We start from the raw sequence: 25,343 nt of genomic DNA, 5'->3' as shown, positions 1-25,343 counted from the left end.
CGGCCGGTCAATCACCGATTTCGTCGTTGCGCTGCCCGGCCTCCTCCTGGTCGCCGGTGGAGCGGCGGTCCTTGAGCGCGACGTAGAGGATCACCCCGACGACGATGATCGCCGGCAAGAAGGCCGGGATCGCCAGCAGGATCATGTGGTGAGCCACGTACGCGACGTGCGGATCGGTCATTCTGGTGAGATACCCCGGCGGACGGCATGTTCTGCGGCCGTTACCCTACTTTGAACACTTTTATTCAAGCTGCCACCACCGTGGGCAGAGGGGCCGCGTGCGCGGCCACCGATGATGCAGGGGAGTACGGGTGACTCAAGCGGCAACTCGACCGGCCACCGGCGCCAACGACGCAGACATCCTGGCGGTCGCCCGCGAACAGGTACTCGAGCGCGGCGAGGGACTGAGTCGCGAGCAGGTGCTGCGGGTGCTGCAACTGCCCGACGACCGGCTCGACGACCTGCTGGCGCTGGCCCACGAGGTCCGGATGCGCTGGTGCGGGCCCGAGGTCGAGGTCGAGGGCATCATCAGCCTGAAGACCGGCGGTTGCCCGGAGGATTGTCATTTCTGCTCGCAATCGGGGTTGTTCGCCTCGCCGGTGCGCAGCGCCCGGCTGGACATTCCCAGCCTGGTCGAGGCCGCCAAGCAAACCGCAAAGTCGGGTGCCACCGAGTTCTGCATCGTGGCCGCCGTCCGTGGGCCCGATGAGCGGTTGATGGCCCAGGTCGCGGCCGGCATCGAGGCGATCCGCAATGAGGTCGAGATCAACATCGCCTGCTCGCTGGGGATGCTGACCACCGAGCAGGTCGAGCAGTTGTCGGCGATGGGTGTGCACCGCTACAACCACAACCTGGAGACCGCCCGCTCGTTCTTCACCAACGTGGTGACCACCCACACCTGGGAAGAGCGCTGGCAGACCCTGTCGATGGTGCGCGACGCCGGCATGGAGGTGTGCTGCGGCGGCATCCTGGGCATGGGCGAGACGCTCGAGCAGCGCGCGGAGTTCGCCGCCGAACTGGCCGAGCTCGGGCCCGACGAGGTGCCGTTGAACTTCCTCAACCCGCGTCCCGGCACGCCGTTCGGTGACCTGGAGGTGCTGCCGGTGGCCGAGGCGCTGAAGTCGGTGGCCGCCTTCCGCCTGGCCTTGCCGCGCGCGATGCTGCGGTTCGCCGGGGGCCGCGAGATCACCCTGGGCGACCTGGGCGCCAAGCAGGGCATCCTGGGCGGCATCAACGCGGTGATCGTCGGGAACTATCTGACTACCCTCGGCCGCCCGGCCGAGGCCGACCTGGAACTGCTCGACGACCTACAGATGCCTATCAAGGCGCTCAACGCCACCCTGTAGGAAACTTGGCGACTGTGGTTCGGGATCTGGGCGCTCCGGTCAGCGCCGGCGTCTACAACGTCTACACCGGGGAATTGGGCGGCACCGTGGTGCCGACAGCGGCACAGTTGGGCCTCGAGCCGCCCCGGTTCTGTGCGGAATGCGGACGCCGGATGATCGTGCAGGTCCGACCCGACGGCTGGCGGGCGCAATGCTCGCGGCACGGTCAGGTCGACTCCGTCGAGCTGGAGGCCCAGCGATGACCGAGCCCGTGACGCCCATGGAAGGACGGGACACGCCGCCGGCCGCAATCGCCCCGCGTAAGCCGCCGGTGCGCGCCATCGCCATCGCCGGGCTGGGGTCCGCGGCGGCCGGTGTGCTGGTCGGTGGGCTGTGGGCGTGGATCGCCCCGCCGATCCATGCCGTGGTGGCGCTCACGCGGGCGGGTGAACGGGTCCACGACTATCTCGGCACCGAGTCCGAGCACTTCTTCGACGCGCCGTGCCTGATGCTGGGGCTGCTGACCGTGCTGGCCGTGGTGGCGCCCGTGCTCGGGTGGCAGTGGCGCGAGCACCGCGGGCCGGGGATGGTCGTCGCGCTGTCCACCGGCCTGTTGACCGCTGCCGCGGCCGCGACGGCCACCGGGGCCGCGCTGGTCCGGATCAGCTACGGCGCATTGAACTTCGACGCGGTGCCGCTGTCCAAAAGCCCGTCGGTGGCGTACGTCGTCCAGGCGCCCCCGGTGTTCTTCGCCCAAAACCCGCTGCAGGTCGCGCTGACCCTGCTGTGGCCCGCCGCTATCGCCGCGCTGGTGTATGCGGTGCTGGCGGCCGCCGACGCCCGCGACGACCTGGGCGCCCGTCCGCCGGGCGGCCGGCCTTCCGATGCGCTCCCCGTGGGAGCAGGGGGTGCCGCCGAAGCGGCCGTCTCATAGCGGACGGCGGTGAATGCTCCGGCCGAAGATGACCTTGGCGGCGATCTTGGCCAGCCGGGCCATCCCGACATAGGTCATCGGATGGAACATCGTCGGCCAGGTGGTCCGGATGAGGTGCTCGGTCAGCGGGCGGCGGTCGAACCGGTCGGTGAGCCAGCGCAGCGTCATCGGCGCCGACAGCGGGTGTAGCAGCATGTGTTCGTTGAACGCGTCCCGGTGGTAGGTCACCTGGGCGCCGCCGGCCGAATAGGCGTCGGCGAGCACGTCGATGTCTTTCACGTCGATGAGGTAGTCGTGGACGGCCTGCACGATCAACACCGGTGGCGTCGGCACGGCCACGCCCAGCTTGATGTTCTCGAAGACGTGCATCACCTCGGGCGTGGACAGGATGCTCTCCAGCGGCTCGTCGAGGTAGTCGCCCATGTTTTTGCCCGCCATCCGGACGACCGCCTCCACGGTGGTCATCTTCTCGAGCGACTCGAGCAGGGCGCGCCCCTCTTCGTTGCTGTGCTCCTTGATCACCCTGTCCAGCTCGGGATAGATGTGGGCCAGCGCGGCCACCACCAGCGCGGGCAGGCCCGAAAGGAAACTGCCGTTGAGCCTGCGGAAGGTGTTGCCGAGATCCCCGACCGGTGACCCCAGTACCGCCCCGACGATGTCCAGTTCGGGCGCGTAGTCGGCGCATACCTCGGCGGCCCAGGCGCTGGCCAGCCCGCCGCCGGAGTACCCCCACAGCCCGATCGGCGCCTCCGGGGAAAGCCTGAGGCGTTCCGAACCCAGAGCGGCCCGGATGCCGTCCAGGACGCGATAGCCGGGCTCGTACGGCGCACCCCACAGGCCCTGGAGCCCCTCGTGGTCCGGCACGGAGACGGCCCAGCCCTCGGCAACGGCGGCGGCGATCAGGAAGAGTTCGAACTGACCGATCGATCCGAGGGCCTTCGCCCGGCGCCGCAGCGCGTAGGACGGGAAGCAACGGGACGACACGGCGTCGATCGCGCACTGGTAAGACAGCAGCGGGCACGGACGTTCCGGCGCGAGCTCGGCCGGGACGATCACAGTGGTCGCCGCCGCCTCCGGCTCCCCGTTCATGTCCATCGTCCGGTAGAGCAGCTGAATGGCCTTGACCGGCTGCGGGATCAAACCCAAAAACGCCAGTTCGACGTCGCGCGAACGCAGCACCGTCCCGGGTTCGGCGTGTTGGAAGCCCAGTGGCGGCTGGTAGAACGGATCGTCCGAGGGCAGCAGCGGGCGTACCTTGCGCTGCAGTTCCTCGTGCGGCGGCCGGGCGATCCACTCCGCGCCATGCGTGCCTGCCAGATTGCCGAGCTCAGCCATTGAGGCTCCCTTCTAGGCCATCCGGCATTGTCGCGCACGAACGGCAGGTAACCAAAACGTAATCGCCGCACTGTGAGCGACTTGTTGCCGGGGCGTGCAGAGTCGGACGCGCCACTGGCATCGATTTGCGATCGCGTCACCCGAAGACGCTTTTCACAAGCCTAGCCGGGGGGCCGTAAGGCGGCGAATTCGTCGGTGATCCGCAGTCGGGAGTCGGTGAAGTGGTACAGGGCCGCCGGCCGCCCGCCGCTGCGGCCCGACTGCGCGATGGTGCCCGTCTGGCTGATCACGCCGCGGCGGACCAGCACGCGTTGCAGGTTCGTCGCATCGACTTGGTAGCCGAGCGCGGCGCCGTAGATGTCGCGGAGCGTAGAAAGCGCGAATTCCTTTGGGGCCAAGGCGAACCCGAGGTTGGTGTAGGACAGCTTGGCGATCAGCCGGGTGTGCGCGTGGGTCACCATCGGGCCGTGGTCGAAGGCCATCGGCGGCAGGCAGCTCACCGGATGCCAGCGGGTGTCCGGCGGCAGCTCGGGGGTGGCGGGGGAGGGCACCAACCCCAGGAACGTCGACGCGATCACCCGGGCACCCGGCACCCGGTCGGGGTCGGAGAACACCGCCAGCTGTTCCAGGTGCGCGAGCTCTTTGAGGTCCACCTTTTCGGCCAGCTGTCGCAGCACCGAGGTGGTCATGTCCTCGTCGTTGCGCAGCTGTCCTCCCGGCAGCGACCAGGCGCCCCGCTGCGGATCCTTGGCACGCTGCCATAACAGCACGTTAAGCTGCGGTTTTTCCGTCGGGCGGCCCTTCGTAACCTGCTCGGTGACATGGCGAACCTGGAATACGACCGCGAGCACTTCGTGGGCGGTGTTACCATGGGCCATGTTTTCGATTATAAGTCGAAAACCTCCTGGGCTGAAAGGAGCCGCCGTGACGGTTATAAATCGCATGGACACGCTCGCCGAAGACATGATGGCCGACGTCACGGATTCACCGGCCGGTTACGCCGGTGTGGAGGGCAACGAGCAGTGGGCCGCCGAGATTCGCCGACTGGCGAAGCTGCGCGGCGCCACCGTGCTCGCGCACAACTACCAGCTGCCCGCGATACAGGACGTCGCCGACCACGTCGGCGACTCACTGGCGCTGTCGCGGATCGCCGCCGAGGCGCCCGAGGACACCATCGTGTTCTGCGGGGTGCACTTCATGGCCGAGACCGCCAAGATCCTCAGTCCCGACAAGACGGTCCTCATCCCGGACCAGCGGGCCGGCTGCTCACTGGCCGACTCCATCACCCCCGACGAGCTGCGCGCCTGGCGCGACGAGCACCCCGGCGCCGTCGTCGTCTCCTACGTCAACACCACCGCCGCCGTGAAGGCGCTCACCGACATCTGCTGCACGTCGTCCAACGCGGTCGACGTGGTCGAGTCCATCGACCCCGACCGCGAGGTGCTGTTCTGCCCGGACCAGTTTCTCGGCGCCCACGTGCGCCGGGTGACCGGCCGCACGAACATGCACGTGTGGGCCGGTGAATGCCACGTGCACGCCGGGATCAACGGCGACGAGCTGTCCGAGCAGGCGCGGGCGAACCCCGACGCCGACCTCTATGTCCATCCCGAATGCGGTTGTGCCACTTCGGCGTTGTACCTCGCCGGCGAGGGCGCCTTCCCGGCGGATCGGGTGAAGATCCTGTCCACCGGCGGCATGCTCGACGCGGCGCACCAAACCCGGGCCCGCAAGGTGCTGGTCGCGACCGAGGTCGGCATGCTGCATCAGCTGCGTAGGGCCGCCCCGCAGGTCGACTTCCGCGCGGTCAACGACCGGGCGTCCTGCAAGTACATGAAGATGATCACGCCCGCGGCCCTGCTGCGCTGCCTGGTGGACGGGGCCGACGAAGTCGATGTCGACCCGGAGATCGCGGCGGCGGGCCGCCGCAGCGTGCAGCGAATGATCGAAATCGGTCAGCCGGGCGGCGGCGAATGACCGTCCGCCCCGCCTGGACCCACAGCGCCGACGTCGTCGTCATCGGTACCGGTGTCGCGGGATTGGCCGCGGCGCTGGCCGCCCATCGCGCCGGCCGCAGCGTCGTCGTGCTCAGCAAGGCCGACCAGGCGAAGGGGGGGACCGCGACCCACTACGCGCAGGGCGGCATCGCGGTGGTCTTGCCCGACAACGATGACTCGGTGGAGGCCCACGTCGCTGACACCTTGACGGCCGGCGCCGGCCTCTGCGACCCCGACGCGGTGTATTCCATCGTCGCCGACGGCTACCGGGCGGTGTCCGAATTGGTCGGTGCCGGAGCGCGATTCGACGAGGCATACCCGGGCCGCTGGGACGTGACGCGCGAGGGCGGGCACTCGCGGCGGCGGATCGTGCACGCCGGCGGTGACGCCACCGGAGCCGAGGTGCAGCGGGCGCTCGACCACGCCGCGGCCAGGCTGGACATCCGCGCCGGCCACGTGGCCCTGCGGGTGCTGCACAACGATGCCGCAGTCACCGGGGTCCTGCTGGGCAGCGTGGACGGCTACGGAATCATCAACGCGCCCGCGGTGATCCTGGCCTCCGGAGGTCTCGGGCACCTCTACGGTGCGACCACCAATCCGGAGGGCTCCACCGGTGACGGAATCGCGCTGGCACTGTGGGCCGGCGTCGCGGTCAGCGACCTGGAGTTCATCCAGTTCCACCCGACGATGCTGTTCGGCGGGAGCGGCGGGCGGCGCCCGCTGGTCACCGAGGCGATCCGCGGTGAGGGCGCGATACTCCTTGATCGGCAAGGTAATTCGGTGACGGCCGGTGTTCACCCGATGGGCGACCTGGCACCGCGTGACGTCGTCGCCGCGGCCATCGACACCCGGCTGAAGGCCACCGGCGACCCATGCGTTTTCCTCGACGCGCGCGGCATCGACGGTTTCGCGGCCCGGTTCCCTACCGTGACCGCCGCGTGCCGCGCAGCCGGCATCGACCCCGTCCGCGAACCCATCCCGGTCGTGCCGGGGGCGCACTACAGCTGCGGCGGCGTCGTCACCGATGTGCACGGCCAGACTGAATTGCCCGGCCTGTTCGCCGCCGGCGAGGTGGCGCGCACCGGACTGCACGGTGCCAACCGGCTGGCGTCCAACAGCCTGCTGGAGGGCCTGGTGGTCGGTGGCCGCGCCGGGAAAGCCGCGGCCGCGCACGCGATGGCGGCCGGGCGCGTCAGGGCTGTCGAGCCCGAGCCCATCGCCCACACCGCCCCGGAGCGCGGCGCATTGCAGGCCGCGATGAGCCGCGACGCCTCGGTGGTGCGCGACGCCGCCGGGCTGCATCGTTTGTCCGACACGCTGTCGGGGGCGCGGGTGCGCCCCATCTCCGGCCGCCGCGACTTCGAGGACGTCGCGCTGGCCGTCGCCGCCCGCGCGGTGACGGCCGCCGCCCTGGCCCGCAACGAGAGCCGGGGCTGCCACCATCGCGCCGAATACCCGGACCCCGCACCGGAACAGGCGCGCAGCAGCATGCTGCGGCTGGCCGAGGACCAGAACTCGGTGCTGGTGGAGGCGCTGGAGGCAGTGGGCTGATGATGCTGCCCGACGAACGAAGCGCCGCTCAGGACATCATCCGGCGCGGTCTGGAAGAGGACCTGCGCTACGGCCCCGACATCACCACCCTCGCGACGGTGCCCGCCGGTGCGATGGCGACGGCGTCGATGGTGCCCCGGGAGCCGGGCGTGATCGCCGGCGTCGAGGTCGCGCTGCTGGTCCTCGACGCGGTCCTCGCCGGGGGCTACGAAGTGGTGCACAGCGTCGAGGACGGCGCCCGGCTGCAACCGGGCGAGCCGGCCCTGACCGTGCGCGCGGACGCCCGCGGCCTGCTGACCGCAGAGCGGACCATGCTTAACCTGGTCTGTCACCTTTCGGGCATCGCCACCACAACGGCGGCCTGGGTCGAGGCCGTGGACGGCACCAAGGCCAAGGTCCGCGACACCCGCAAAACCCTGCCCGGGCTGCGCGCGCTGCAGAAGTACGCGGTGCGGGTCGGCGGCGGCGTCAACCACCGGATGGGGCTCGGCGATGCGGCGCTGATCAAGGACAACCACGTGGTGGCCGCGGGCTCGGTGGTCGACGCGCTGCGGGCGGTGCGCGACGCGGCGCCGGATCTACCGTGCGAGGTGGAGGTGGACTCCCTCGAGCAGCTCGACGAGGTGCTGGGCGAAAAGCCGGAACTGGTGCTGCTGGACAACTTCCCGGTGTGGCAGACGCAGATGGCCGTGCAGCGGCGCGAGGCGCGCGCGCCGGCGGTGCTGCTCGAGTCGTCCGGCGGGCTCAGCTTGGAGAACGCCGCCACCTACGCCGCCACCGGGGTCGATTACCTGGCCGTCGGCGCGCTGACGCATTCCGTGCGCGCGCTCGACATCGGCCTGGACATGTAGGGCCCTCAGCCGCGCAGCAGCGTGCGTGCGGCGGGCTTGGCGGCGTCCAGCGCGCCCGCGTTCCCGGAGATCCGGGACAGGATCAGCGCCCCCTCGATCAACGAGATCACCGCCAGCGCAACGTCTTTGGCCTCGGCTGCGGGCCAGCCGTCGGAGCGCAGCCGCTCCTCGAGGGCCGCACACCAGCCACCGAAGGCGCGGGCCGACGCCTCGCGCACCAGCGGGCTCGCGTGCACCGACTCGGTGGCGATCGGCTCGATCGGGCAGCCGTCGCGCCGGTCGCCGGCCAGCCCCGCCGCCAGCAGGTCGATCCAGCGGTCGACGATGTCGGCCGCCGGCCGGCCCGTCGCCAGGAAGCGGCGCAGCAGTTGCTCGATGCCGGCGCCTTCGGTCTCGACGACCGCCGCGGCCAGTTGTTGCTTGCCCTGCGGAAAGTGGTGATACAGCGAACCGGGCTTGACGCCGGCCTCGTCGAGGATCTGGTTCAGGCCGGTCGCCGCGTAGCCCTGGCGGCGAAACAGCGTGGCGGCCGTATCGATCAACGCGGGGCGACTGCGGTCGGGTCTCGGCACGCTCTTGACTTTACTTGAGTGATCACTCAAGAATGCAGAGATGAGGCAGCTGACCTACGAAGAAGCCGGGCGATACGCGTGGCGCGAGGTGCCCGAGCCGCAGCTCACCGAGCCCGGGCAGGCGCTCGTGCGGCCGCTGGCGGTGGCGTGTTGCGACCTGGACGTCGCTGTGTGCAACGGGCGGCTGCCGCTGCCGCCGGGGTACGCGGTGGGCCACGAAGGATTGGCCGAGGTCGTCGCCGTCGGCGACGACGTCAGGGGCGCCCGGGTCGGCGACCGGGTCGTGGTGCCGTTTCAGATCAACTGCGGGGACTGCCGCGAATGCCGCCGTGGCGTGACCGGCTCGTGCAGCGCGGTGCCGCTGATGGCGGCCTACGGGATGGCTCCGATCGCCGGCCTGGACGGCGGCGGCTTCATGTCGGACCTGGTGCTGGTCCCGTACGCCGACGCGATGCTCGTCCCTTTTCCCGACGCCGTCGACCCAGTCGCTATGGCCTCGCTGTCGGACAACATCCCCGACGGCTGGCGCACCGTCGGGCCGTTCGGTGCGGAACTGGATGCGCTCGATCCCGTCGATCGCCGCGTCCTGGTGCTCGGGCGGCTGTCGATCGGCCTCTACTCGGCCGCGATCGCCGCGGCGCTGGGCGCCCACGTCGACTACGTCGACACCGACCCGCAGCGGCTGGCCGCAGCCGAGAAGCTCGGCGCGGCGGTCCACGACGTGGCCAAACCCGACAAGTCTTGGGGCCCTTACCCGGTCACCGTGCACACCACCAGCGATCCCGCGTTGCTAGCGGCGACGCTGCGTGCCACCTGGCCGGACGGCGTGTGCACCGACACCGGGATCTACCCCGAATATCGGGTCGAGATGCCGTTGCTGCCGATGTACTCGCGCGGCGTGCGGTTCATCACCGGACGCGTCAGCGCGCGCACGGTCATCCCGCGGGTACTCGAGCTGCTCGCGGGCGGCCTGGACGTGTCGCCGGCCGTCGACCGCGTCGTCGCGTGGGAGGACGCCCCCTCGGCCTGGCCGACGATGACCGGTAAGACGGTCTTCACCAGGGCGTAGTCCGCCGGAGTATGCGTTCCGGGCGGCGAGTGCGCGCCCAAACGGCGCGTCGCCGCCGTGAGCGCACGCGCGAAAGGGCGCCCGACCTTTAGGCGATGTCGCCGACGAACACGCCGATTCGCCGCAGCTGCATGCGGGCCATCCGCGGCAGGCGTTCGGCGTCGGGACCCTCGGTGCCGGCCGGCAGGATGCGCGGGTTGGTGATGTGCACCACGCGGTTGCGGCTGAACTGCACGTCGGCCTCGCCGGCCGCCAGGACGTTCTTGGCCCAGTTCGTCTTGCCGTGGCCCAGCGCGATCGCCAGCACGTTTCCCTTGCGGTAGGGGGTGATGATCGTCTCGTACGGCGTGCCGGAGGTGCGGCCGCGGTGCTTGATGGTCGCCGTGCCGGGCAGAAAGCGGGCGATCGGCTTGACCGCCGGGTTGAAATACTTGATCTGGAAGCGCTCGAACCAGGGCGGGAACACCATCGGGACGCCCGGGGCGTTATTGGGGTGATCCTTCGCGGACATGACAACTCCCTGACTTTTGTGGGCCTAACCCGGCTTTTCAAGGGCACTGTACCGGGCGGATATCGACTTGAGTTGCTCTGGGACAATGGAGGCAATGACTACCGCTTCAGCACCCGTGATGGCCCGCATAGACCTGCGGGGCGTCGAGCTGACGGCTGCCCGATTGCGGACCGCGCTCCCGCGCGGCGGCGCCGACGTGGAGAGCGTGCTGCCCAAGGTGCGGCCGATCGTGCAGGCCGTGGCCGAGCGCGGCGCCGAGGCGGCGCTGGAGTTCGGGGCGTCGTTCGACGGCGTGCGGCCCTCGGCCGTCCGGGTGCCCGAGGAGGCTCTGGAGGCGGCGCTGGCCGGCCTGGAACCCGACGTTGTGGACGCCCTGCGGATGATGATCGAACGCACCCGCAAAGTGCACGCCGACCAGCGGCGCGCCGACGTCACCACCACGCTCGGCCCGGGCGCGACGGTCACCGAGCGGTGGGTGCCGGTCGAGCGGGTGGGCCTGTACGTGCCCGGCGGCAACGCGGTGTACCCGTCCAGCGTGGTGATGAACGTGGTGCCCGCGCAGGCCGCCGGCGTCGACTCGCTGGTGGTGGCCAGCCCGCCGCAGGCCCGCTTTGACGGCCTGCCCCATCCGACGATCCTGGCCGCCGCCCGGCTGCTCGGGGTCGACGAGGTGTGGGCGGTCGGCGGCGCCCAGGCGGTGGCGCTGCTGGCCCACGGCGGCACCGACACGGACGGCTCCGAGCTGGCGCCGGTCGACCTGATCACCGGGCCCGGCAACATCTACGTCACCGCCGCGAAGCGGCTGTGCCGCTCGCGCGTCGGCATCGACGCCGAGGCCGGGCCCACCGAGATCGCCATCCTCGCCGACCACACCGCCGACCCGGCGCATGTGGCCGCCGACCTGATCAGCCAGGCCGAACACGACGAGATGGCGGGCAGCGTTCTGGTCACCGCTAGCGAGGGCCTGGCCACCGCGACCGAAGCCGAGGTGGCCGCCCAGCTACGGACCACGGTGCATCGCGACCGGGTGACCGCGGCGCTCGGCGGCCGCCAGTCGGCGATCATCCTGGTCGACGATCTCGACGCCGGCATCCAGGTGGTCAACGCCTACGCCGCCGAGCACCTGGAGATCCAGACCGCCGACGCGCCGGAGGTCGCCGGCCGAATACGTTCGGCCGGAGCCATTTTCGTCGGCCCGTACTCGCCGGTGAGCCTCGGCGACTACTGCGCCGGATCCAATCACGTGCTGCCCACGGCGGGCTCGGCGCGCCATTCCAGCGGCCTGTCGGTGCAGACCTTCCTGCGCGGCATCCACGTCGTCGACTACACCGAGGCCGCCCTCAAGGACGTCTCGGGACACGTGGTCACGCTGGCCAAGGCCGAAGACCTGCCGGCGCACGGCGAGGCGATCCGGCGGAGGTTCGAGCGATGACCGAACACCCCACGCTGGACGACCTGCCCCTGCGCGAGGACCTGCGCGGCAAATCACCTTACGGCGCACCGCAACTGGCCGTCCCGGTGCGGCTGAACACCAACGAGAACCCGCACCCGCCCAGCCGGGCGCTGGTGGACGATGTGGTGCGGTCGGTGGCCGAGGCGGCCGCCGACCTGCACCGCTATCCCGATCGCGACGCGGTGGACCTGCGCCGCGATCTCGCCGGCTACCTCACGGCGCAGACCGGCGTGCAGCTCGGGCTGGAAAACATTTGGGCCGCAAACGGATCCAACGAGATCCTGCAACAGCTGCTGCAGGCATTCGGTGGGCCCGGGCGCACCGCGATCGGGTTCGCCCCGTCCTACTCGATGCACCCGATCATCGCCGGCGCCACGCGCACGGAATGGCTGGAGGGTGTCCGCGCCGACGACTTCAACCTCGACGTGGACAGGGCGGTCGCCGCCGTCGCCGAACATCAACCCGATGTGGTCTTTATCGCCAGCCCGAACAACCCGTCCGGGCAGAGCGTTTCGCTGCCGGCTCTGCGGCGGCTGCTCGACGCGGTGCCGGGAATCTTGATCGTGGACGAGGCCTACGGCGAGTTCTCCTCCGAGCCGAGTGCCGTCGGGCTGGTGCGGGAGTATCCGACCAAGCTCATCGTCACCCGCACAATGAGCAAGGCGTTCGCCTTCGCCGGCGGGCGGCTCGGCTACCTGATCGCCACGCCCGCGGTGATCGACGCGATGCTGCTGGTCCGGCTGCCGTATCACCTGTCGTCGATCACGCAGGCCGCGGCCCGGGCCGCGCTGCGACACGCCGACGACACCCTGAGTAGCGTTGCGGCGCTGATCGCCGAACGGGAACGGGTCACAACCGCCCTGACCGGCATGGGTTTTCGCGTGATCCCCAGCGATGCGAACTTCGTGCTGTTCGGACAGTTCGCCGACGCTCCGGCCGCGTGGCAGCGCTACTTGGACGCCGGCGTCTTGATCCGCGACGTCGGGATTGCCGGCTACCTGCGGGCCACGACCGGACTGGCCCAGGAGAACGACGCGTTCCTGCGGGCCAGCGCCCAAATCGCCGCCACCGAACTGACCCCAGCCACCCCAGTAGGAGCCCCGTGACCACTATTGCGACCCGGCGCGCGCATATCGAGCGTCGCACCAAGGAATCCGACATCGTCATCGAGCTAGACCTCGACGGCACCGGGCAGGTCCACGTCGACACCGGCGTGCCGTTCTACGACCACATGCTGACGGCGCTGGGCACCCACGCCAGCTTCGACCTGAATGTCCGCACCAAGGGCGACGTCGAGATCGAGGGCCACCACACCATCGAGGACACGGCCATCGTGCTGGGGCAGGCGCTCGGCCAGGCCCTGGGCGACAAGCGGGGAATCCGCCGGTTCGGCGACGCTTTCATCCCGATGGACGAAACGCTGGCCCACGCCGTCGTCGACGTGTCCGGCCGGCCCTACTGCGTGCACACCGGGGAGCCGGATCACCTGCGACACACCACCATTGCCGGCAGCTCGGTGCCCTACCACACCGTGATCAACCGGCACGTGTTCGAGTCGCTGGCCATGAACGCCCGCATCGCGCTGCACGTGCGCGTCCTGTACGGGCGCGACCCGCACCACGTCACCGAGGCGCAGTACAAGGCGGTGGCGCGAGCGTTGCGTCAGGCCGTCGAGCCCGATCCCCGGGTTTCGGACGTGCCGTCCACCAAAGGTGTTCTGTGACAAAACCATCCGTTGTGGTCCTGGATTACGGCTCGGGCAACCTACGGTCGGCCCAGCGCGCGCTCGAGCGGGCGGGTGCATCGGTCGAGGTGACCGCCGACGCCGATGCGGCGGCCGCCGCCGACGGGCTGGTGGTGCCCGGCGTCGGGGCCTTCGAGGCCTGCATGACGGGCCTGCGCAGAGTCAAGGGGGACCGCATCATCGCCGACCGGGTCGCCGCCGGGCACCCGGTGCTGGGCGTCTGCGTGGGCATGCAGATCCTGTTCGCCAGCGGCGTCGAATTCGGTGTGCAGACAACGGGTTGCGGCCAGTGGCCGGGAGAGGTCACCCGGCTGGATGCTCCGGTGATCCCGCACATGGGCTGGAACGTCGTCGACGCCGGGGGAGGCACCACCCTGTTCAAGGGGCTGGACTCCGATACCCGCTTCTATTTCGTGCACTCCTATGCCGCGCAGCGCTGGGAGGGTCCGCCCGAGGCCGTGCTCACCTGGGCCACCCACCGGGTGCCCTTTCTGGCCGCCGTCGAGCAGGGTGCGCTGTCGGCCACCCAGTTTCACCCCGAAAAGAGCGGGGATGCGGGCGCGGCCGTGCTGCGCAACTGGATTGAGGCACTGTGACGAGCGGCTTGGGAGGGAATGTGTTGATCTTGTTGCCCGCGGTCGACGTGGTCGACGGCCGTGCCGTGCGGCTGGTCCAGGGCAAGGCGGGTAGCGAAACCGAATACGGCTCGGCACTGGACGCGGCGCTGAACTGGCAGCGCGACGGGGCGGAATGGATCCACCTGGTCGACCTGGACGCGGCGTTCGGGCGCGGCTCGAACCGCGAACTGCTGGCCGAGGTGGTCGGCAAGCTCGACGTGCAGGTCGAGCTCTCCGGGGGGATCCGTGACGACGGCTCGCTGGCCGCGGCGCTGGCCACCGGCTGCGCCCGGGTCAACCTGGGTACGGCGGCCTTGGAGAACCCCCAGTGGTGTGCCCGCGCGATCAGCGAACACGGCGACAAGGTGGCCGTGGGACTGGACGTCCAGATCGACAAAACCAGGCCGGCGGGGCAGCACCGACTGCGCGGACGCGGCTGGGAAACCGACGGCGGCGACCTGTGGGAAGTGCTGGAACGCCTTGACGGAGAAGGGTGTTCGCGGTTCGTCGTCACCGACGTCACCAAGGACGGCACGCTGGGCGGCCCCAACCTCGACCTGCTGGCCGCCGTCGCCGAGCGCACCGACGCCCCGGTGATCGCCTCCGGTGGCGTGTCGAGCCTGGACGACCTGCGCGCGATCGCCACTCTCACCGACCGCGGGGTCGAGGGCGCCATCGTGGGCAAAGCCCTCTACGCCGGGCGGTTCACCCTGCCACAGGCGCTGGCCGCGGTTGCGGGGTAGGGCCGTGGCGGATCTGGACGCATTGGTGGAGAAGGCCTCGGCGATTCTGGACGACGCCACCGAGCCGTTCCTCGCCGGCCATCGCGCCGATTCGGCGGTCCAGAAGAAGGGCAACGACTTCGCCACCGACGTCGACCTCGCGATCGAGCGGCAGGTGGTCGGCGCGCTGGAAGAGGCGACCGGCATCGGTGTGCACGGTGAGGAGTTCGGCGGTGCCGAAGTCGACTCGGAGTGGGTGTGGGTGCTCGACCCCGTCGACGGCACGTTCAACTACGCGGCGGGCTCGCCGATGGCGGGGATCCTGCTGGGCCTGCTGCATCGCGGCGACCCGGTGGCCGGGCTGACCTGGCTGCCCTTCGTCGACCAGCGCTACACCGCTGTGGTGGACGGCCCACTGATGAAAAACGGTGTCGCGCAACCGCCCCTGGCCGACATCGACCTGGCCGACGCCCTGATCGGCGCCGGCTCGTTCAGCGCCGACGCGCGGGGCCGGTTCCCGGGGCGCTACCGGATCGCGGTGCTGGAGAATCTGAGTCGGGTCTCGTCGCGGTTGCGGATGCACGGGTCCACCGGGCTCGACCTGGCCTACGTCGCCGACGGGGTCCTCGGTGGCTCGATCAGTTTCGGCGGTCATGTGTGGGACCACGCCGCCGGCGTCGCGCTGGTGCAGGCGGCGGGCGGTGTCGTGACCGACACCCACGGGCAGCCGTGGAGCCCCGCGTCGGATTCCGCACTGGCCGCGGGCCCCCGCGCACACGCCGAGATACTCGAGATCCTGCGCAAAACGGGCCGACCGGAGGACTTCTGAGATGTCCTCCGCGAATGGCCTTGCGGTGCGGGTGATTCCGTGCCTGGACGTCGACGCCGGACGGGTCGTCAAGGGGGTCAACTTCGAAAACCTCCGCGACGCGGGCGATCCCGTCGAGCTCGCGGCCGCCTACGACGCCGAAGGCGCCGACGAGCTCACCTTTCTCGACGTCACCGCCTCGTCGTCGGGCCGGGCCACCATGCTGGACGTGGTGCGCCGCACGGCCGAGCAGGTTTTCATTCCGCTGACCGTCGGTGGCGGGGTTCGCACGGTGGCCGACGTCGACGTCTTGCTGCGCGCGGGCGCCGACAAGGTTTCGATCAACACGGCCGCGATCGCCCGCCCCGACCTGCTGGAAGAAATGGCGCGGCAGTTCGGCTCGCAATGCATCGTGCTGTCGGTCGACGCCCGCACGGTCCCCCCGGAGTCGGTGCCCACACCGTCCGGTTGGGAGGTCACCACCCACGGCGGACGGCGTGGGACGGGAATCGATGCCGTTGAATGGGCTTCCCGCGGCGCCGATCTGGGCGTGGGGGAGATCCTGCTGAACTCGATGGACGCCGACGGCACCAAGGCCGGGTTCGACCTGCCGATGCTGCAGGCGGTGCGGTCGGCGGTCACGGTGCCGGTGATCGCCAGCGGTGGTGCCGGCGCGGCCGAACACTTCGCGCCCGCGGTCGCCGCCGGCGCCGATGCGGTGTTGGCGGCCAGCGTGTTTCACTTCCGGGAGCTGACCATCGGCCAGGTGAAGGCCGCCATGGCCGCGGAGGGGATCACGGTCCGATGACGCTCGACCCGCAGATTGCCGCGCGGCTGAAGCGCAACGCCGACGGCCTGTTCACCGCCGTCGTGCAGGAGCGTGGCACCGGCGACGTGCTGATGGTCGCCTGGATGGACGACGCGGCGCTGGCCCGCACCCTGGCAACCCGTGAGGCGACCTATTATTCGCGGTCCCGCGGCGAGCAGTGGGTCAAGGGCGCGACGTCCGGCCACACCCAACACGTGCACTCGGTGCGCCTGGATTGCGACGGCGACACCGTGCTGCTGACGGTCGACCAGGTGGGCGCCGCCTGCCACACCGGCGACCACAGCTGCTTCGACGCCGACCTGCTGCTGGCACCGGAGTCGTAGGCTGCTCGGTCCGAGCGAGCGCCCCGGCGCTAAATCGCGGTGCGACGCTGCCGCCGGGCGGCGGCCAGGAAGTCGACCCATGACACCACGTCGGAGTGCTGCCTGAGCAGCGCGCGTCGCTGGCGTTCCGTCATGCCGCCCCAGACTCCCCACTCGACCCGGTTTTGCAGCGCGTCGGCGCCGCACTCCAGGACCACCGGACAGTGCCGGCAGATCGTCGCGGCCCTTCTCTGGGCGGCGCCGCGAACGAACAATTCATCCGGGTCGCCGGTGCGACAGAGCGCTTTGGAAACCCAGGCGTCGCGATCCCGGGTCTGCACACTGCGGAGATGGTTTCGAATCGGACCGTTGGTGCCGCTTTGTGCGGTGGTTCGGGTAGCTGACACTGCTTCCCCCTTTGCTCCGGCCGCGCTGAGAGTTCAGCGTCCGGACATATGCCTGTCCTGACTTCCCTCCGGCCGAGCCCGTGTAAAGCCGAGGCGAATGTTGGGACCGTACGAAACGCCGCCGGCCAAACGTAGGGACTTTGGTCGCGGACGTCCGAGGACTTTCGGCTCAAGGACGTCGCGGCATCGCCGTCGTGCGGGCCGAGAAAACCAGGACCGAGGCCGAAGTCGCCCGATCGCGAGCCGTGGATGAGAATGGCGGGCGATGTTGAGACGGGTGTCGTGGACCGCGGTCGTGCCGCTGCTCGCCGTCGCCGTGCTGGCCGTGATCTGGGGCGAGAAGCTGGGCCCGGCATTGGTCGCGTTGGCCGCGGCGTTGCTCATCGGAGCCGTGCTGGCCGCGGTGCACCACGCGGAGGTGGTCGCGGCCCGGGTCGGTGAGCCATTCGGCTCGCTGGTGCTCGCGGCCGCGGTGACGGTGATCGAGGTGGCGCTCATCGTCTCGCTTATGGCATCCGGCGGCAACGAGGCCGCGACCCTGGCCAGGGACACCGTGTTCGCGGCGGCGATGATCACCACCAACGGCATCGCAGGGCTGTCGCTGCTGCTCGGCTCGCGGCGCTACGGCGTGACGCTGTTCAATGCCGAGGGCAGCGGCGCCGCGCTGGCCACCGTCACCACGCTGGCGACGCTGAGCCTGGTGCTGCCCGCGTTCACCACCAGCCAAGTGGGCCGGGAGTTCTCCCGGGGCCAACTGACGTTCGCGGCGGTCGCGTCATTGCTGGTCTATCTGGTCTTCGTATTCACGCAGACGGTGCGCCACCGCGACTTCTTCCTGCCGGTCGCGCAGAAAGGCCAGAAGAAGCGGCTGTTCGAGGATGAAAGCCACGCCGAGCCGCCGAGCCGCGGCGCCGCGCTCGGCAGCCTCGGGCTGCTGCTGGTCGCCCTCGTCGCGGTCGTCGGACTGGCCGAGGAGGAATCGCCGGCCGTCGAGCGCGCGGTGACCGCGGTCGGGTTCCCGCAGTCATTCGTCGGCGTGGTGATCGCCACGCTGGTGCTGCTGCCGGAGACCCTGGCGGCCGCGCGCACCGCGCGGCAGGGCCGCATCCAGACCAGCCTCAACCTGGCGTACGGCTCGGCGATGGCCAGCATCGGACTCACCATCCCGGCGATCGCCCTGGCGTCCATCTGGCTCAGGGGACCGCTGGTGCTCGGCCTGGGCCCCATTCAGCTGGTGCTGCTGGCGCTGACCGTCGTGATCAGCATGCTGACGGTCGTCCCCGGGCGGGCCACCCGGCTGCAGGGCGAGTTGCACCTGGTGCTGCTCGCCGCCTACGTGTTCCTGGCGATCAGCCCGTAGGCGCTGACCGGCCGTGCAGGGTCTCCAGCGCCTTATCGGCGTGGGTGTCCATGCTGAACTCGCTGGAAATGACGTTGAGCACGGTGCGATCGGTGTCGATGACGAAGGTGGTGCGCTTGACCGGCAGCAGCTTGGCGAGCAGGCCACGCTTGACGCCGAACTGCGCGGCGACGGTGCCCTCGGTGTCCGACAGCAGCGGGTAATCGAGCTTCTGCAGCTCGGCGAACTTGGCCTGCTTCTGCACGGGATCGGCGCTGATGCCGACCCGGTTGGCGCCCACGGCGGCGAATTCCGCGGCCAGGTCGCGGAAATGACAGGCTTCCTTGGTGCAGCCGGGCGTCATCGCGGCGGGGTAGAAGAACAGCACCACCGGTCCGCCGGAGAGCAACTCGCTGAGCTTGCGCGGCGTCCCCGTCTGATCGGGAAGTTCGAAGTCCTCGACGGTGTCACCAGGTTTCATGGGCGCCACGCTACGCCCGCGAGCCCCGGCAACCCGTCTGGGAGGATGGTTCGGTGCACGCCCACCTCGCCGCGACGACCTCCCGAGAGGACTTCCGCCAGCTCGCAGCCGAGCACCGCGTGGTTCCGGTGACCCGCAAGGTGCTGGCCGACAGCGAGACGCCGCTGTCGGCCTACCGCAAGCTGGCCGCCAATCGCCCGGGCACGTTCCTGCTGGAATCCGCCGAGCACGGCCGATCCTGGTCGCGGTGGTCGTTCATCGGCGCCGGGGCGCCGTCGGCCCTGACCGTCCGCGACGGGGAAGCGGTTTGGCTGGGCGCCGTGCCGCAGGACGCGCCCACCGGCGGCGACCCGTTGCACGCGCTGCGGGCCACCCTGGAGCTGCTGGCCACCGGCACCCTGCCCGGACTGCCGCCGCTGTCCGGCGGCATGGTCGGTTTGTTCGCCTACGACATGGTGCGACGCCTGGAACGCCTGCCCGAGCTGGCCGTCGACGACCTGCAGTTGCCCGACATGTTGCTGCTGCTGGCCACCGACGTGGCGGCGGTCGATCACCACGAGGGCACCATCACGCTGATCGCCAACGCGGTGAACTGGAACGGCACCGACGAACGGGTCGACGAGGCCTACGACGACGCGCTCGCGCGCCTGGACGTGATGACCTCGGCGCTCGGCCAGCCGCTGCCGTCGACGGTCGCCACGTTCGACCGGCCCGAGCCGCGGTACCGCTCGCAGCGCACCGTCGAGGAGTACGGGAAGATCGTCGACTACCTCGTCGAGCAGATCGCCGCAGGCGAGGCGTTCCAGGTCGTCCCCTCCCAGCGCTTCGAGATGGATACCGCTGTCGACCCGATCGACGTGTACCGGATGTTGCGGGTCACCAACCCGAGCCCGTACATGTACCTGCTGCATGTGCCGAATGGCACTGGCGGGACCGACTTTTCGGTCGTCGGGTCCAGCCCGGAGGCACTGGTCACCGTCACCGAGGGCTGGGCGACGACGCACCCGATCGCCGGCACGCGGTGGCGCGGGCAGACCGAGGAAGAGGATCAGCTGCTGGAAAAGGAACTGCTGGCCGACGAGAAGGAGCGCGCCGAGCACCTGATGCTGGTGGACCTGGGCCGCAACGACCTCGGCCGGGTCTGCGCGCCGGGCACCGTACGCGTCGAGGATTACAGCCACATCGAGCGCTACAGCCACGTCATGCACCTGGTGTCGACCGTGACCGGGATGCTCGCCGAGGGTCGGACCGCCCTGGATGCGGTGACGGCCTGCTTCCCGGCGGGGACGCTGTCGGGCGCACCGAAGGTGCGGGCGATGGAGCTGATCGAGGAGGTGGAGAAGACGCGTCGTGGCCTCTACGGCGGCGTCGTCGGCTACCTCGACTTCGCCGGCAACGCCGACTTCGCGATCGCCATCCGCACCGCGCTGATGCGCGACGGCACCGCCTATGTGCAGGCCGGCGGCGGTGTGGTGGCCGACTCGAACGGGCCCTATGAGTACACCGAGGCCGCCAACAAGGCGCGCGCGGTGCTCAACGCGATCGCCGCCGCCGAGACACTGACCGCCCCGGAGACCGGTGGCCATGACTGAGGCCCGGCCGAGTCGGCGGGCCCGGCTGTTCGTCGGGGTGGCCCAGGTGTTGCTGGTGCTGGCCGCGGCGGCGCTGTGGGCGGCGTCCCGGCTGCCGTGGGTGGTGATCCGGTCGTTCGACGGGCTGGGTCCGCCGCGCGAGGTGACGCTGTCCGGCGCCTCATGGTCGACGGCGTTGTTGCCGTTGGCGGTGCTCATGCTGGCGACGGCCGTGGCGGCGATCGCGGTGCGCGGCTGGCCGTTGCGCGTGCTGGCGGGGCTGCTGGCGGTGGCCAGCCTGGCGGTCGGATATCTGGGGGTCAGCCTGTGGGTGCTGCCGGACGTCGCCGTGCGCGGGGCCGATCTGGGGCACGTCGCACTGATGTCGCTGGTGGGCAGCGAGCGACGCTATTGGGGAGCGGGCATCGCGGTGGCCGCGGCGGCGTGCACCCTGGTCGCGGCCGTCCTGTTGCTGCGGTCCGCGGCAGATTCCAAGTCGGCCCGGTTGAGCGCGGAAAAGTATGCGGCGCCGGCGACGCGCCGCTCAAATGCGCTACGCGAGGGCACCGATGGGGCGATGCTGGAGAAGCCGGAGACGCCGGAAATGTCGGAGCGGATGATCTGGGACGCGCTTGACGAGGGCCGGGACCCAACCGATCGGCCGCACGGCTCGGACACCGAGGGTCGGTGACGGGCCGTCAGCCGAGGGCCGCTACCCTTCATTCACGTCGTCGCGTTCGGCTGGAGTTTGTCAGGCAGGCCGTGGGGTCGCGATGGGTAACGGCACGAAGGGAAGCAACAGGCATGAGTCCGGCTACCGTGCTTGACTCCATCCTCGAGGGAGTCCGGGCCGACGTTGCCGCGCGCGAAGCCCTCATCAGCCTGTCCGAAATCAAGGCCGCCGCTGCCGCCGCCGCGCCGCCGCGTGACGTGATGGCCGCCCTGCGCGAGCCCGGCATCGGCGTCATCGCCGAAGTGAAGCGCGCCAGTCCGTCCGCGGGATCCCTGGCGACCATTGCCGATCCGGCAAAACTGGCCCGGGCGTACGAGGACGGCGGAGCGCGGATCATCAGCGTGCTCACCGAGGAGCGCCGTTTCCACGGCTCCCTCGACGACCTCGACGCCGTTCGGGCCGCGGTCTCGATACCGGTGTTGCGCAAAGACTTTGTCGTGCAGCCATATCAGATCCACGAGGCCCGTGCCCACGGCGCCGACATGCTGTTGCTCATCGTGGCCGCACTGGACCAGTCGGCTTTGGTGTCGATGCTCGACCGCACCGAATCACTGGGCATGACAGCCCTTGTCGAGGTGCACACCGAGGAGGAGGCCGACCGCGCGCTGAAGGCCGGGGCCAACGTAATCGGTGTCAACGCGCGCGATCTCGCCACGCTGGAGGTCGACCGGGATTGCTTCGCGCGGATCGCGCCCGGGCTGCCCAGCAACGTGATCAGGATCGCCGAGTCCGGCGTCCGTGGCACCGGGGATCTCTTGGCCTATGCCGGCGCCGGTGCGGACGCCGTCTTGGTCGGCGAGGGTCTGGTGAAAAGCGGTGACCCGCGCGCCGCGGTCGCCGACCTGGTCACCGCGGGTACCCACCCGTCCTGCCCGAAACCGTCTCGCTAATCGTTAAGTCAGTTGAAGAGCCCCGGCGCTGAAACGTTGAACCCCATGAGCCGTCCCCGCGTAGAGCCTTGGTGATGGTCAACCTGTCCCGCCCGGACCTTCCCCTTCCGAGTGCAGCCGTCGCCGAACCCACCCGTCACGAACCCGACGCCGGTGGTCATTTCGGTCTCTACGGCGGACGCTACGTCGCGGAGGCGTTGATGGCGGTGATCGAAGAGGTCACCGCCGCTTACGAGAAGGAACGCATCAACCCCGATTTCCTGGACACCCTGGACGACCTGCAAGTCAACTACGCCGGCCGGCCGTCGCCGCTGTACGAGGCCAGGCGGCTGTCCGAGCATGCCGGCTCGGCGCGCATCTTCCTCAAGCGAGAAGACCTGAACCACACCGGTTCTCACAAGATCAACAATGTCCTCGGTCAGGCATTGCTGGCCAAGAGAATGGGCAAGAACCGGGTCATCGCCGAGACCGGCGCCGGCCAGCACGGCGTCGCCACGGCCACCGCGTGCGCGCTGCTCGGCCTGGAATGCGTTATCTACATGGGCGCCGTGGACACCGCACGTCAGGCGCTCAACGTGGCGCGGATGCGGCTGCTGGGCGCCGAGGTCGTGTCGGTCCAGAGCGGCTCGAAAACGCTCAAAGATGCCATCAACGAGGCGTTTCGAGACTGGGTGACCAACGCCCACAACACCTACTACTGTTTCGGTACCGCGGCGGGGCCGCACCCCTTTCCGGCGATGGTGCGCGATTTTCAGCGCATCATCGGCTTAGAGGCGCGCGTGCAGATTCAGGCCCAGGCGGGCCGGTTGCCCGACGCGGTCGTGGCCTGTGTCGGGGGCGGATCCAACGCCATCGGTATCTTCCACCCGTTCATCGACGACCCGGGCGTGCGCCTGTTCGGCTTCGAGGCGGCCGGCGACGGCGTCGAAACGGGAAGGCACGCCGCGACATTCGCCGGCGGCTCGCCGGGGGCTTTCCAGGGGTCGTTCTCTTACCTGCTGCAGGACGAGGACGGCCAGACCATCGAATCCCATTCGATCTCAGCGGGTCTCGATTATCCGGGGGTGGGCCCCGAACACGCGTATCTCAAGGAGATCGGGCGTGCCGAATACCGGCCGATCACCGACTCCGAGGCGATGGATGCGTTCGCGCTGCTGTGCCGCACCGAGGGAATCATCCCGGCCATCGAATCTGCGCACGCGGTCGCCGGTGCGGTCAAGCTCGGCCTCGAATTGGGGCAGGGCACCATCATCGTGGTGAACCTGTCAGGCCGGGGGGACAAGGACGTCGAGACGGCCGCGAAATGGTTCGGCCTGATGGGGCCCGGCGAGCGATGACCGTGGAACAAAAGCAAGCCAGCCGGCTCGGGCCGGTTTTCGAGATGTGCCGCAAAGACAATCGCGCGGCCCTGATCGGTTATCTGCCCACCGGTTACCCCGACGTGCCGGGTTCGGTCGACGGAATGCTCGCCCTGGTCGAATCCGGCTGCGACATCATCGAAGTCGGGGTGCCGTATTCGGATCCCGGCATGGACGGGCCGACCATCGCCCGGGCGACCGAGGTCGCGCTGCACGGGGGAGTGCGGGTGCGGGACACGCTGGCCGCGGTCGAGGCGATCAGTGCGGCCGGCGGCCGCGCTGTGGTGATGACCTATTGGAATCCGGTGCTGCGGTATGGGGTCGACGCGTTCGCGCGGGATCTCGCGTCGGCCGGTGGGGAGGGCATGATCACCCCAGACCTCATCCCCGACGAAGCCGGCCAGTGGCTGGCCGCAGCTGAGGAGCATCGGTTGGATCGCATTTTCCTGGTGGCGCCCTCGTCGACGCCGCAACGGCTGGCGATGACGGTCGAGGCGTCGCGCGGGTTCGTCTACGCTGCTTCCACGATGGGGGTCACCGGGGCACGTGACGCGGTGTCGAACGCCGCGCCCGAACTGGTGCAACGGGTAAAGGCGGTGTCGGACATACCCGTCGGTGTCGGCCTGGGCGTGCGGTCGCGAGAGCAGGCGGCGCAGATCGGCAGCTACGCCGACGGCGTCATCGTCGGCTCCGCGCTGGTGTCGGCGCTCGGTGAGGGCGGGTTGCCCGCGTTGCGGGCGTTGACCGAGGAGCTGGCCGCAGGCGTTCGGCAGAAGGCATCCGCCTGATGACGATGCTGCCGACGTATTTTCCCAGCCCGCCCCAGGGTGTTTGGCACCTCGGGCCGCTGCCCATTCGCGCCTACGCGCTGTTCATCATCACCGGCATCGTGGCGGCGCTGCTGATCGGCGACCGCCGCTGGGAGGCCCGCGGTGGGCAGCGCGGGGTGATCTACGACATCGCGTTGTGGGTGGTGCCATTCGGGTTGGTGGGCGGCCGCCTTTATCACCTGGCCACCGACTGGCGGACCTATTGGGGGCCGGGCGGCGCCGGATTGGCCGGGGCCGTACGCATTTGGGACGGCGGCCTGGGCATCTGGGGCGCGGTGGCCCTGGGCGGCGTCGGCGCGTGGATCGCCTGCCGGCGTCACGGGATTCCGCTGCCGGCATTCGCCGACGCGATTGCGCCGGGAATCATCTTGGCGCAGGCCATCGGCCGGCTCGGCAACTATTTCAACCAGGAGCTCTATGGCCGGGAGACCACCCTGCCGTGGGGTCTGGAGATCTTCTACCGCCGTGACCCGTCGGGATACGTCGACCCCCATTCGCTGGACGGTGTGTCGACGGGCCAGGTGGCACTCGTCGTGCAACCGACGTTCCTGTACGAATTGATCTGGAACGTCCTGGTGTTCGCCGTATTGATCTACGCGGACCGACGATTCACGCTGGGCCACGGGCGACTCTTTGCGTTATACGTGGCCAGCTACTGCGTCGGGCGCTTCGGTGTCGAGTTGCTGCGCGACGACACCGCCACTCACATCGCGGGCATCCGGATCAATTCGTTCACTTCGACGTTCGTGTTCATCGGGGCCGTGGTGTACCTCATGGTGGCCCCGAAGGGACGCGAGGCCCCCGAAAGCCTGCGCGGCAAGGAGGCCGAGGAATCCGCGGAAGCGGAGCCCGCGGAAGAGCTCGCGACCGTCGCCGCCGCCGGGGCATCGATCGCGGCGGGCGCGGCCGGCACCGAATCCGCCGACGCAGCCGAAACGGATAACGCCGACGAAGCCGACGAGCCGGAAACCGCGGAGGCCGAGACGGTCAGTGCGGAGGCGGCGGAGCCCGACGAAGGCGGGGCCGAGGAGCCCGAGGCGGAAGAGCCCGAAGCCGAAGAGCCCGAAGCCGAAGAGCCCGAAGCCGAAGAGCCCGAAGCCGAAGAGCCCGAAGCCGA

29 protein-coding genes are annotated in these 25,343 nt (G+C 69.9%); 22 read left to right on the top strand and 7 right to left on the bottom strand.

Going from position 1 to position 25,343, the window contains the following annotated elements; all coding sequences use genetic code 11:
* Window positions 1–7: 7 nt before the first annotated feature.
* A complete protein-coding gene (locus A5750_RS26075) occupies window positions 8–181 on the bottom strand; it encodes a hypothetical protein (protein ID WP_197505404.1) in 174 nt (57 codons plus the stop codon).
* Window positions 182–311: 130 nt separating this feature from the next.
* Here A5750_RS26075 and bioB point away from each other — a divergent pair, with 130 nt between their 5' ends.
* From bioB to A5750_RS10270, 3 genes are read left to right on the top strand one after another with little or no spacing between them, the layout of a single operon-like run.
* A complete protein-coding gene (gene bioB / locus A5750_RS10280; protein WP_066953231.1) occupies window positions 312–1,346 on the top strand; it encodes a biotin synthase BioB in 1,035 nt (344 codons plus the stop codon).
* Window positions 1,347–1,360: 14 nt separating this feature from the next.
* Window positions 1,361–1,588, top strand: a complete 228-nt coding sequence (locus A5750_RS10275) for a hypothetical protein (protein WP_067262528.1) — start codon at window positions 1,361–1,363, stop codon at window positions 1,586–1,588.
* A 17-nt stretch (window positions 1,589–1,605) separates the two neighbouring features.
* Window positions 1,606–2,259: a DUF2567 domain-containing protein gene (locus A5750_RS10270; RefSeq protein WP_197505405.1), complete on the top strand. Its 654-nt coding sequence runs from the start codon at window positions 1,606–1,608 to the stop codon at window positions 2,257–2,259.
* On the opposite strand, the gene A5750_RS10265 is transcribed toward A5750_RS10270, so the two are convergent.
* Entirely contained in the window at window positions 2,254–3,594 is a 1,341-nt protein-coding gene (locus A5750_RS10265) for a lipase family protein (RefSeq protein ID WP_067262525.1), read from the bottom strand. The genes A5750_RS10270 and A5750_RS10265 overlap by 6 nt on opposite strands.
* A gap of 161 nt (window positions 3,595–3,755) precedes the next feature.
* Window positions 3,756–4,472 (bottom strand): NUDIX domain-containing protein, encoded by a 717-nt coding sequence (locus A5750_RS10260; RefSeq protein ID WP_067262522.1) that lies wholly within the window; start codon window positions 4,470–4,472, stop codon window positions 3,756–3,758.
* 46 nt (window positions 4,473–4,518) lie between these two features.
* Here A5750_RS10260 and nadA point away from each other — a divergent pair, with 46 nt between their 5' ends.
* The 3 genes from nadA to nadC are packed head-to-tail and all read left to right on the top strand — an operon-like array spanning window position 4,519 to window position 7,990.
* The gene (nadA, locus tag A5750_RS10255; RefSeq protein WP_067262521.1) at window positions 4,519–5,568 is read left to right on the top strand and encodes a quinolinate synthase NadA; all 1,050 of its coding nucleotides are present in this window, start codon (window positions 4,519–4,521) and stop codon (window positions 5,566–5,568) included.
* Complete coding sequence (locus A5750_RS10250) at window positions 5,565–7,139, top strand: L-aspartate oxidase (RefSeq protein WP_066953220.1); 1,575 nt, start codon at window positions 5,565–5,567, stop codon at window positions 7,137–7,139. The genes nadA and A5750_RS10250 overlap by 4 nt, the downstream gene beginning before the upstream one ends.
* Window positions 7,139–7,990, top strand: coding sequence for a carboxylating nicotinate-nucleotide diphosphorylase (gene nadC / locus A5750_RS10245; RefSeq protein ID WP_066953218.1), 852 nt, complete (start codon window positions 7,139–7,141; stop codon window positions 7,988–7,990). The genes A5750_RS10250 and nadC overlap by 1 nt, the downstream gene beginning before the upstream one ends.
* A gap of 5 nt (window positions 7,991–7,995) precedes the next feature.
* Here nadC and A5750_RS10240 read toward each other — a convergent pair whose 3' ends face one another.
* Window positions 7,996–8,562 carry a TetR/AcrR family transcriptional regulator gene (locus A5750_RS10240; RefSeq protein WP_066953216.1) on the bottom strand — a complete coding sequence of 189 codons (567 nt, stop codon included), beginning with the start codon at window positions 8,560–8,562 and terminating at the stop codon, window positions 7,996–7,998.
* A gap of 40 nt (window positions 8,563–8,602) precedes the next feature.
* On the opposite strand from A5750_RS10240, the gene A5750_RS10235 reads away from it, so the two are divergent.
* Entirely contained in the window at window positions 8,603–9,631 is a 1,029-nt protein-coding gene (locus A5750_RS10235; protein ID WP_067262518.1) for a zinc-binding dehydrogenase, read from the top strand.
* Window positions 9,632–9,719: 88 nt separating this feature from the next.
* Here A5750_RS10235 and A5750_RS10230 read toward each other — a convergent pair whose 3' ends face one another.
* Window positions 9,720–10,142, bottom strand: a complete 423-nt coding sequence (locus A5750_RS10230; protein ID WP_066953212.1) for a nitroreductase family deazaflavin-dependent oxidoreductase — start codon at window positions 10,140–10,142, stop codon at window positions 9,720–9,722.
* Window positions 10,143–10,257: 115 nt separating this feature from the next.
* On the opposite strand from A5750_RS10230, the gene hisD reads away from it, so the two are divergent.
* Genes hisD through hisI form a run of 8 tightly spaced genes read left to right on the top strand, consistent with a single transcriptional unit; the run spans window position 10,258 to window position 16,638 of the window.
* Window positions 10,258–11,574: a histidinol dehydrogenase gene (gene hisD, locus A5750_RS10225; protein WP_156664308.1), complete on the top strand. Its 1,317-nt coding sequence runs from the start codon at window positions 10,258–10,260 to the stop codon at window positions 11,572–11,574.
* Window positions 11,571–12,701 carry a histidinol-phosphate transaminase gene (locus tag A5750_RS10220; protein ID WP_067262514.1) on the top strand — a complete coding sequence of 377 codons (1,131 nt, stop codon included), beginning with the start codon at window positions 11,571–11,573 and terminating at the stop codon, window positions 12,699–12,701. The genes hisD and A5750_RS10220 overlap by 4 nt, the downstream gene beginning before the upstream one ends.
* Window positions 12,698–13,318, top strand: coding sequence for an imidazoleglycerol-phosphate dehydratase HisB (hisB, locus tag A5750_RS10215; protein WP_067262512.1), 621 nt, complete (start codon window positions 12,698–12,700; stop codon window positions 13,316–13,318). The genes A5750_RS10220 and hisB overlap by 4 nt, the downstream gene beginning before the upstream one ends.
* Window positions 13,315–13,935 (top strand): imidazole glycerol phosphate synthase subunit HisH, encoded by a 621-nt coding sequence (gene hisH / locus A5750_RS10210; protein ID WP_067262502.1) that lies wholly within the window; start codon window positions 13,315–13,317, stop codon window positions 13,933–13,935. Before hisB ends, hisH begins: the two co-directional genes overlap by 4 nt.
* A 20-nt stretch (window positions 13,936–13,955) precedes the next feature.
* Window positions 13,956–14,699 (top strand): bifunctional 1-(5-phosphoribosyl)-5-((5-phosphoribosylamino)methylideneamino)imidazole-4-carboxamide isomerase/phosphoribosylanthranilate isomerase PriA, encoded by a 744-nt coding sequence (gene priA / locus A5750_RS10205; protein WP_066953202.1) that lies wholly within the window; start codon window positions 13,956–13,958, stop codon window positions 14,697–14,699.
* 4 nt (window positions 14,700–14,703) lie between these two features.
* Complete coding sequence (locus tag A5750_RS10200) at window positions 14,704–15,507, top strand: inositol monophosphatase (protein ID WP_067262499.1); 804 nt, start codon at window positions 14,704–14,706, stop codon at window positions 15,505–15,507.
* Between the two features lies 1 nt (window position 15,508).
* Window positions 15,509–16,294, top strand: coding sequence for an imidazole glycerol phosphate synthase subunit HisF (gene hisF / locus A5750_RS10195; protein ID WP_066953198.1), 786 nt, complete (start codon window positions 15,509–15,511; stop codon window positions 16,292–16,294).
* Window positions 16,291–16,638 carry a phosphoribosyl-AMP cyclohydrolase gene (gene hisI / locus A5750_RS10190; RefSeq protein ID WP_066953197.1) on the top strand — a complete coding sequence of 116 codons (348 nt, stop codon included), beginning with the start codon at window positions 16,291–16,293 and terminating at the stop codon, window positions 16,636–16,638. Before hisF ends, hisI begins: the two co-directional genes overlap by 4 nt.
* Before the next feature lie 29 nt (window positions 16,639–16,667).
* Here the strand turns inward: hisI and A5750_RS10185 are convergent, their stop codons facing one another.
* Window positions 16,668–17,024 carry a WhiB family transcriptional regulator gene (locus A5750_RS10185; RefSeq protein WP_067262497.1) on the bottom strand — a complete coding sequence of 119 codons (357 nt, stop codon included), beginning with the start codon at window positions 17,022–17,024 and terminating at the stop codon, window positions 16,668–16,670.
* 265 nt (window positions 17,025–17,289) lie between these two features.
* On the opposite strand from A5750_RS10185, the gene A5750_RS10180 reads away from it, so the two are divergent.
* Entirely contained in the window at window positions 17,290–18,384 is a 1,095-nt protein-coding gene (locus A5750_RS10180) for a calcium:proton antiporter (RefSeq protein ID WP_066953195.1), read from the top strand.
* Here the strand turns inward: A5750_RS10180 and A5750_RS10175 are convergent.
* A complete protein-coding gene (locus A5750_RS10175) occupies window positions 18,374–18,844 on the bottom strand; it encodes a peroxiredoxin (protein WP_067262494.1) in 471 nt (156 codons plus the stop codon). The two genes, A5750_RS10180 and A5750_RS10175, sit on opposite strands and share 11 nt — an antisense overlap.
* 53 nt (window positions 18,845–18,897) lie before the next feature.
* On the opposite strand from A5750_RS10175, the gene A5750_RS10170 reads away from it, so the two are divergent.
* The 6 genes from A5750_RS10170 to A5750_RS10145 all read left to right on the top strand — a co-directional run.
* Window positions 18,898–20,436 carry an anthranilate synthase component I gene (locus A5750_RS10170; RefSeq protein WP_067262492.1) on the top strand — a complete coding sequence of 513 codons (1,539 nt, stop codon included), beginning with the start codon at window positions 18,898–18,900 and terminating at the stop codon, window positions 20,434–20,436.
* Window positions 20,429–21,106 carry a TIGR02234 family membrane protein gene (locus A5750_RS10165; protein WP_067262616.1) on the top strand — a complete coding sequence of 226 codons (678 nt, stop codon included), beginning with the start codon at window positions 20,429–20,431 and terminating at the stop codon, window positions 21,104–21,106. The genes A5750_RS10170 and A5750_RS10165 overlap by 8 nt, the downstream gene beginning before the upstream one ends.
* A gap of 113 nt (window positions 21,107–21,219) precedes the next feature.
* Window positions 21,220–22,038: an indole-3-glycerol phosphate synthase TrpC gene (gene trpC, locus A5750_RS10160; protein WP_066953187.1), complete on the top strand. Its 819-nt coding sequence runs from the start codon at window positions 21,220–21,222 to the stop codon at window positions 22,036–22,038.
* Between the two features lie 74 nt (window positions 22,039–22,112).
* Window positions 22,113–23,375 carry a tryptophan synthase subunit beta gene (gene trpB / locus A5750_RS10155; protein ID WP_067262489.1) on the top strand — a complete coding sequence of 421 codons (1,263 nt, stop codon included), beginning with the start codon at window positions 22,113–22,115 and terminating at the stop codon, window positions 23,373–23,375.
* Window positions 23,372–24,184, top strand: a complete 813-nt coding sequence (trpA, locus tag A5750_RS10150) for a tryptophan synthase subunit alpha (RefSeq protein ID WP_066953183.1) — start codon at window positions 23,372–23,374, stop codon at window positions 24,182–24,184. The genes trpB and trpA overlap by 4 nt, the downstream gene beginning before the upstream one ends.
* Window positions 24,184–25,343: prolipoprotein diacylglyceryl transferase (locus tag A5750_RS10145; protein WP_067262486.1), on the top strand; the 1,160-nt coding region annotated here is incomplete at its 3' end. The genes trpA and A5750_RS10145, both read left to right, overlap by 1 nt.

The organism is Mycobacterium sp. 852002-51613_SCH5001154 (genome assembly GCF_001667425.1).
In the GTDB taxonomy this organism is placed as follows: domain Bacteria; phylum Actinomycetota; class Actinomycetes; order Mycobacteriales; family Mycobacteriaceae; genus Mycobacterium.
The sequence above is the reverse complement of the archived record's forward strand: the minus strand, read 5'-3'. Positions and strand labels throughout refer to the sequence as shown.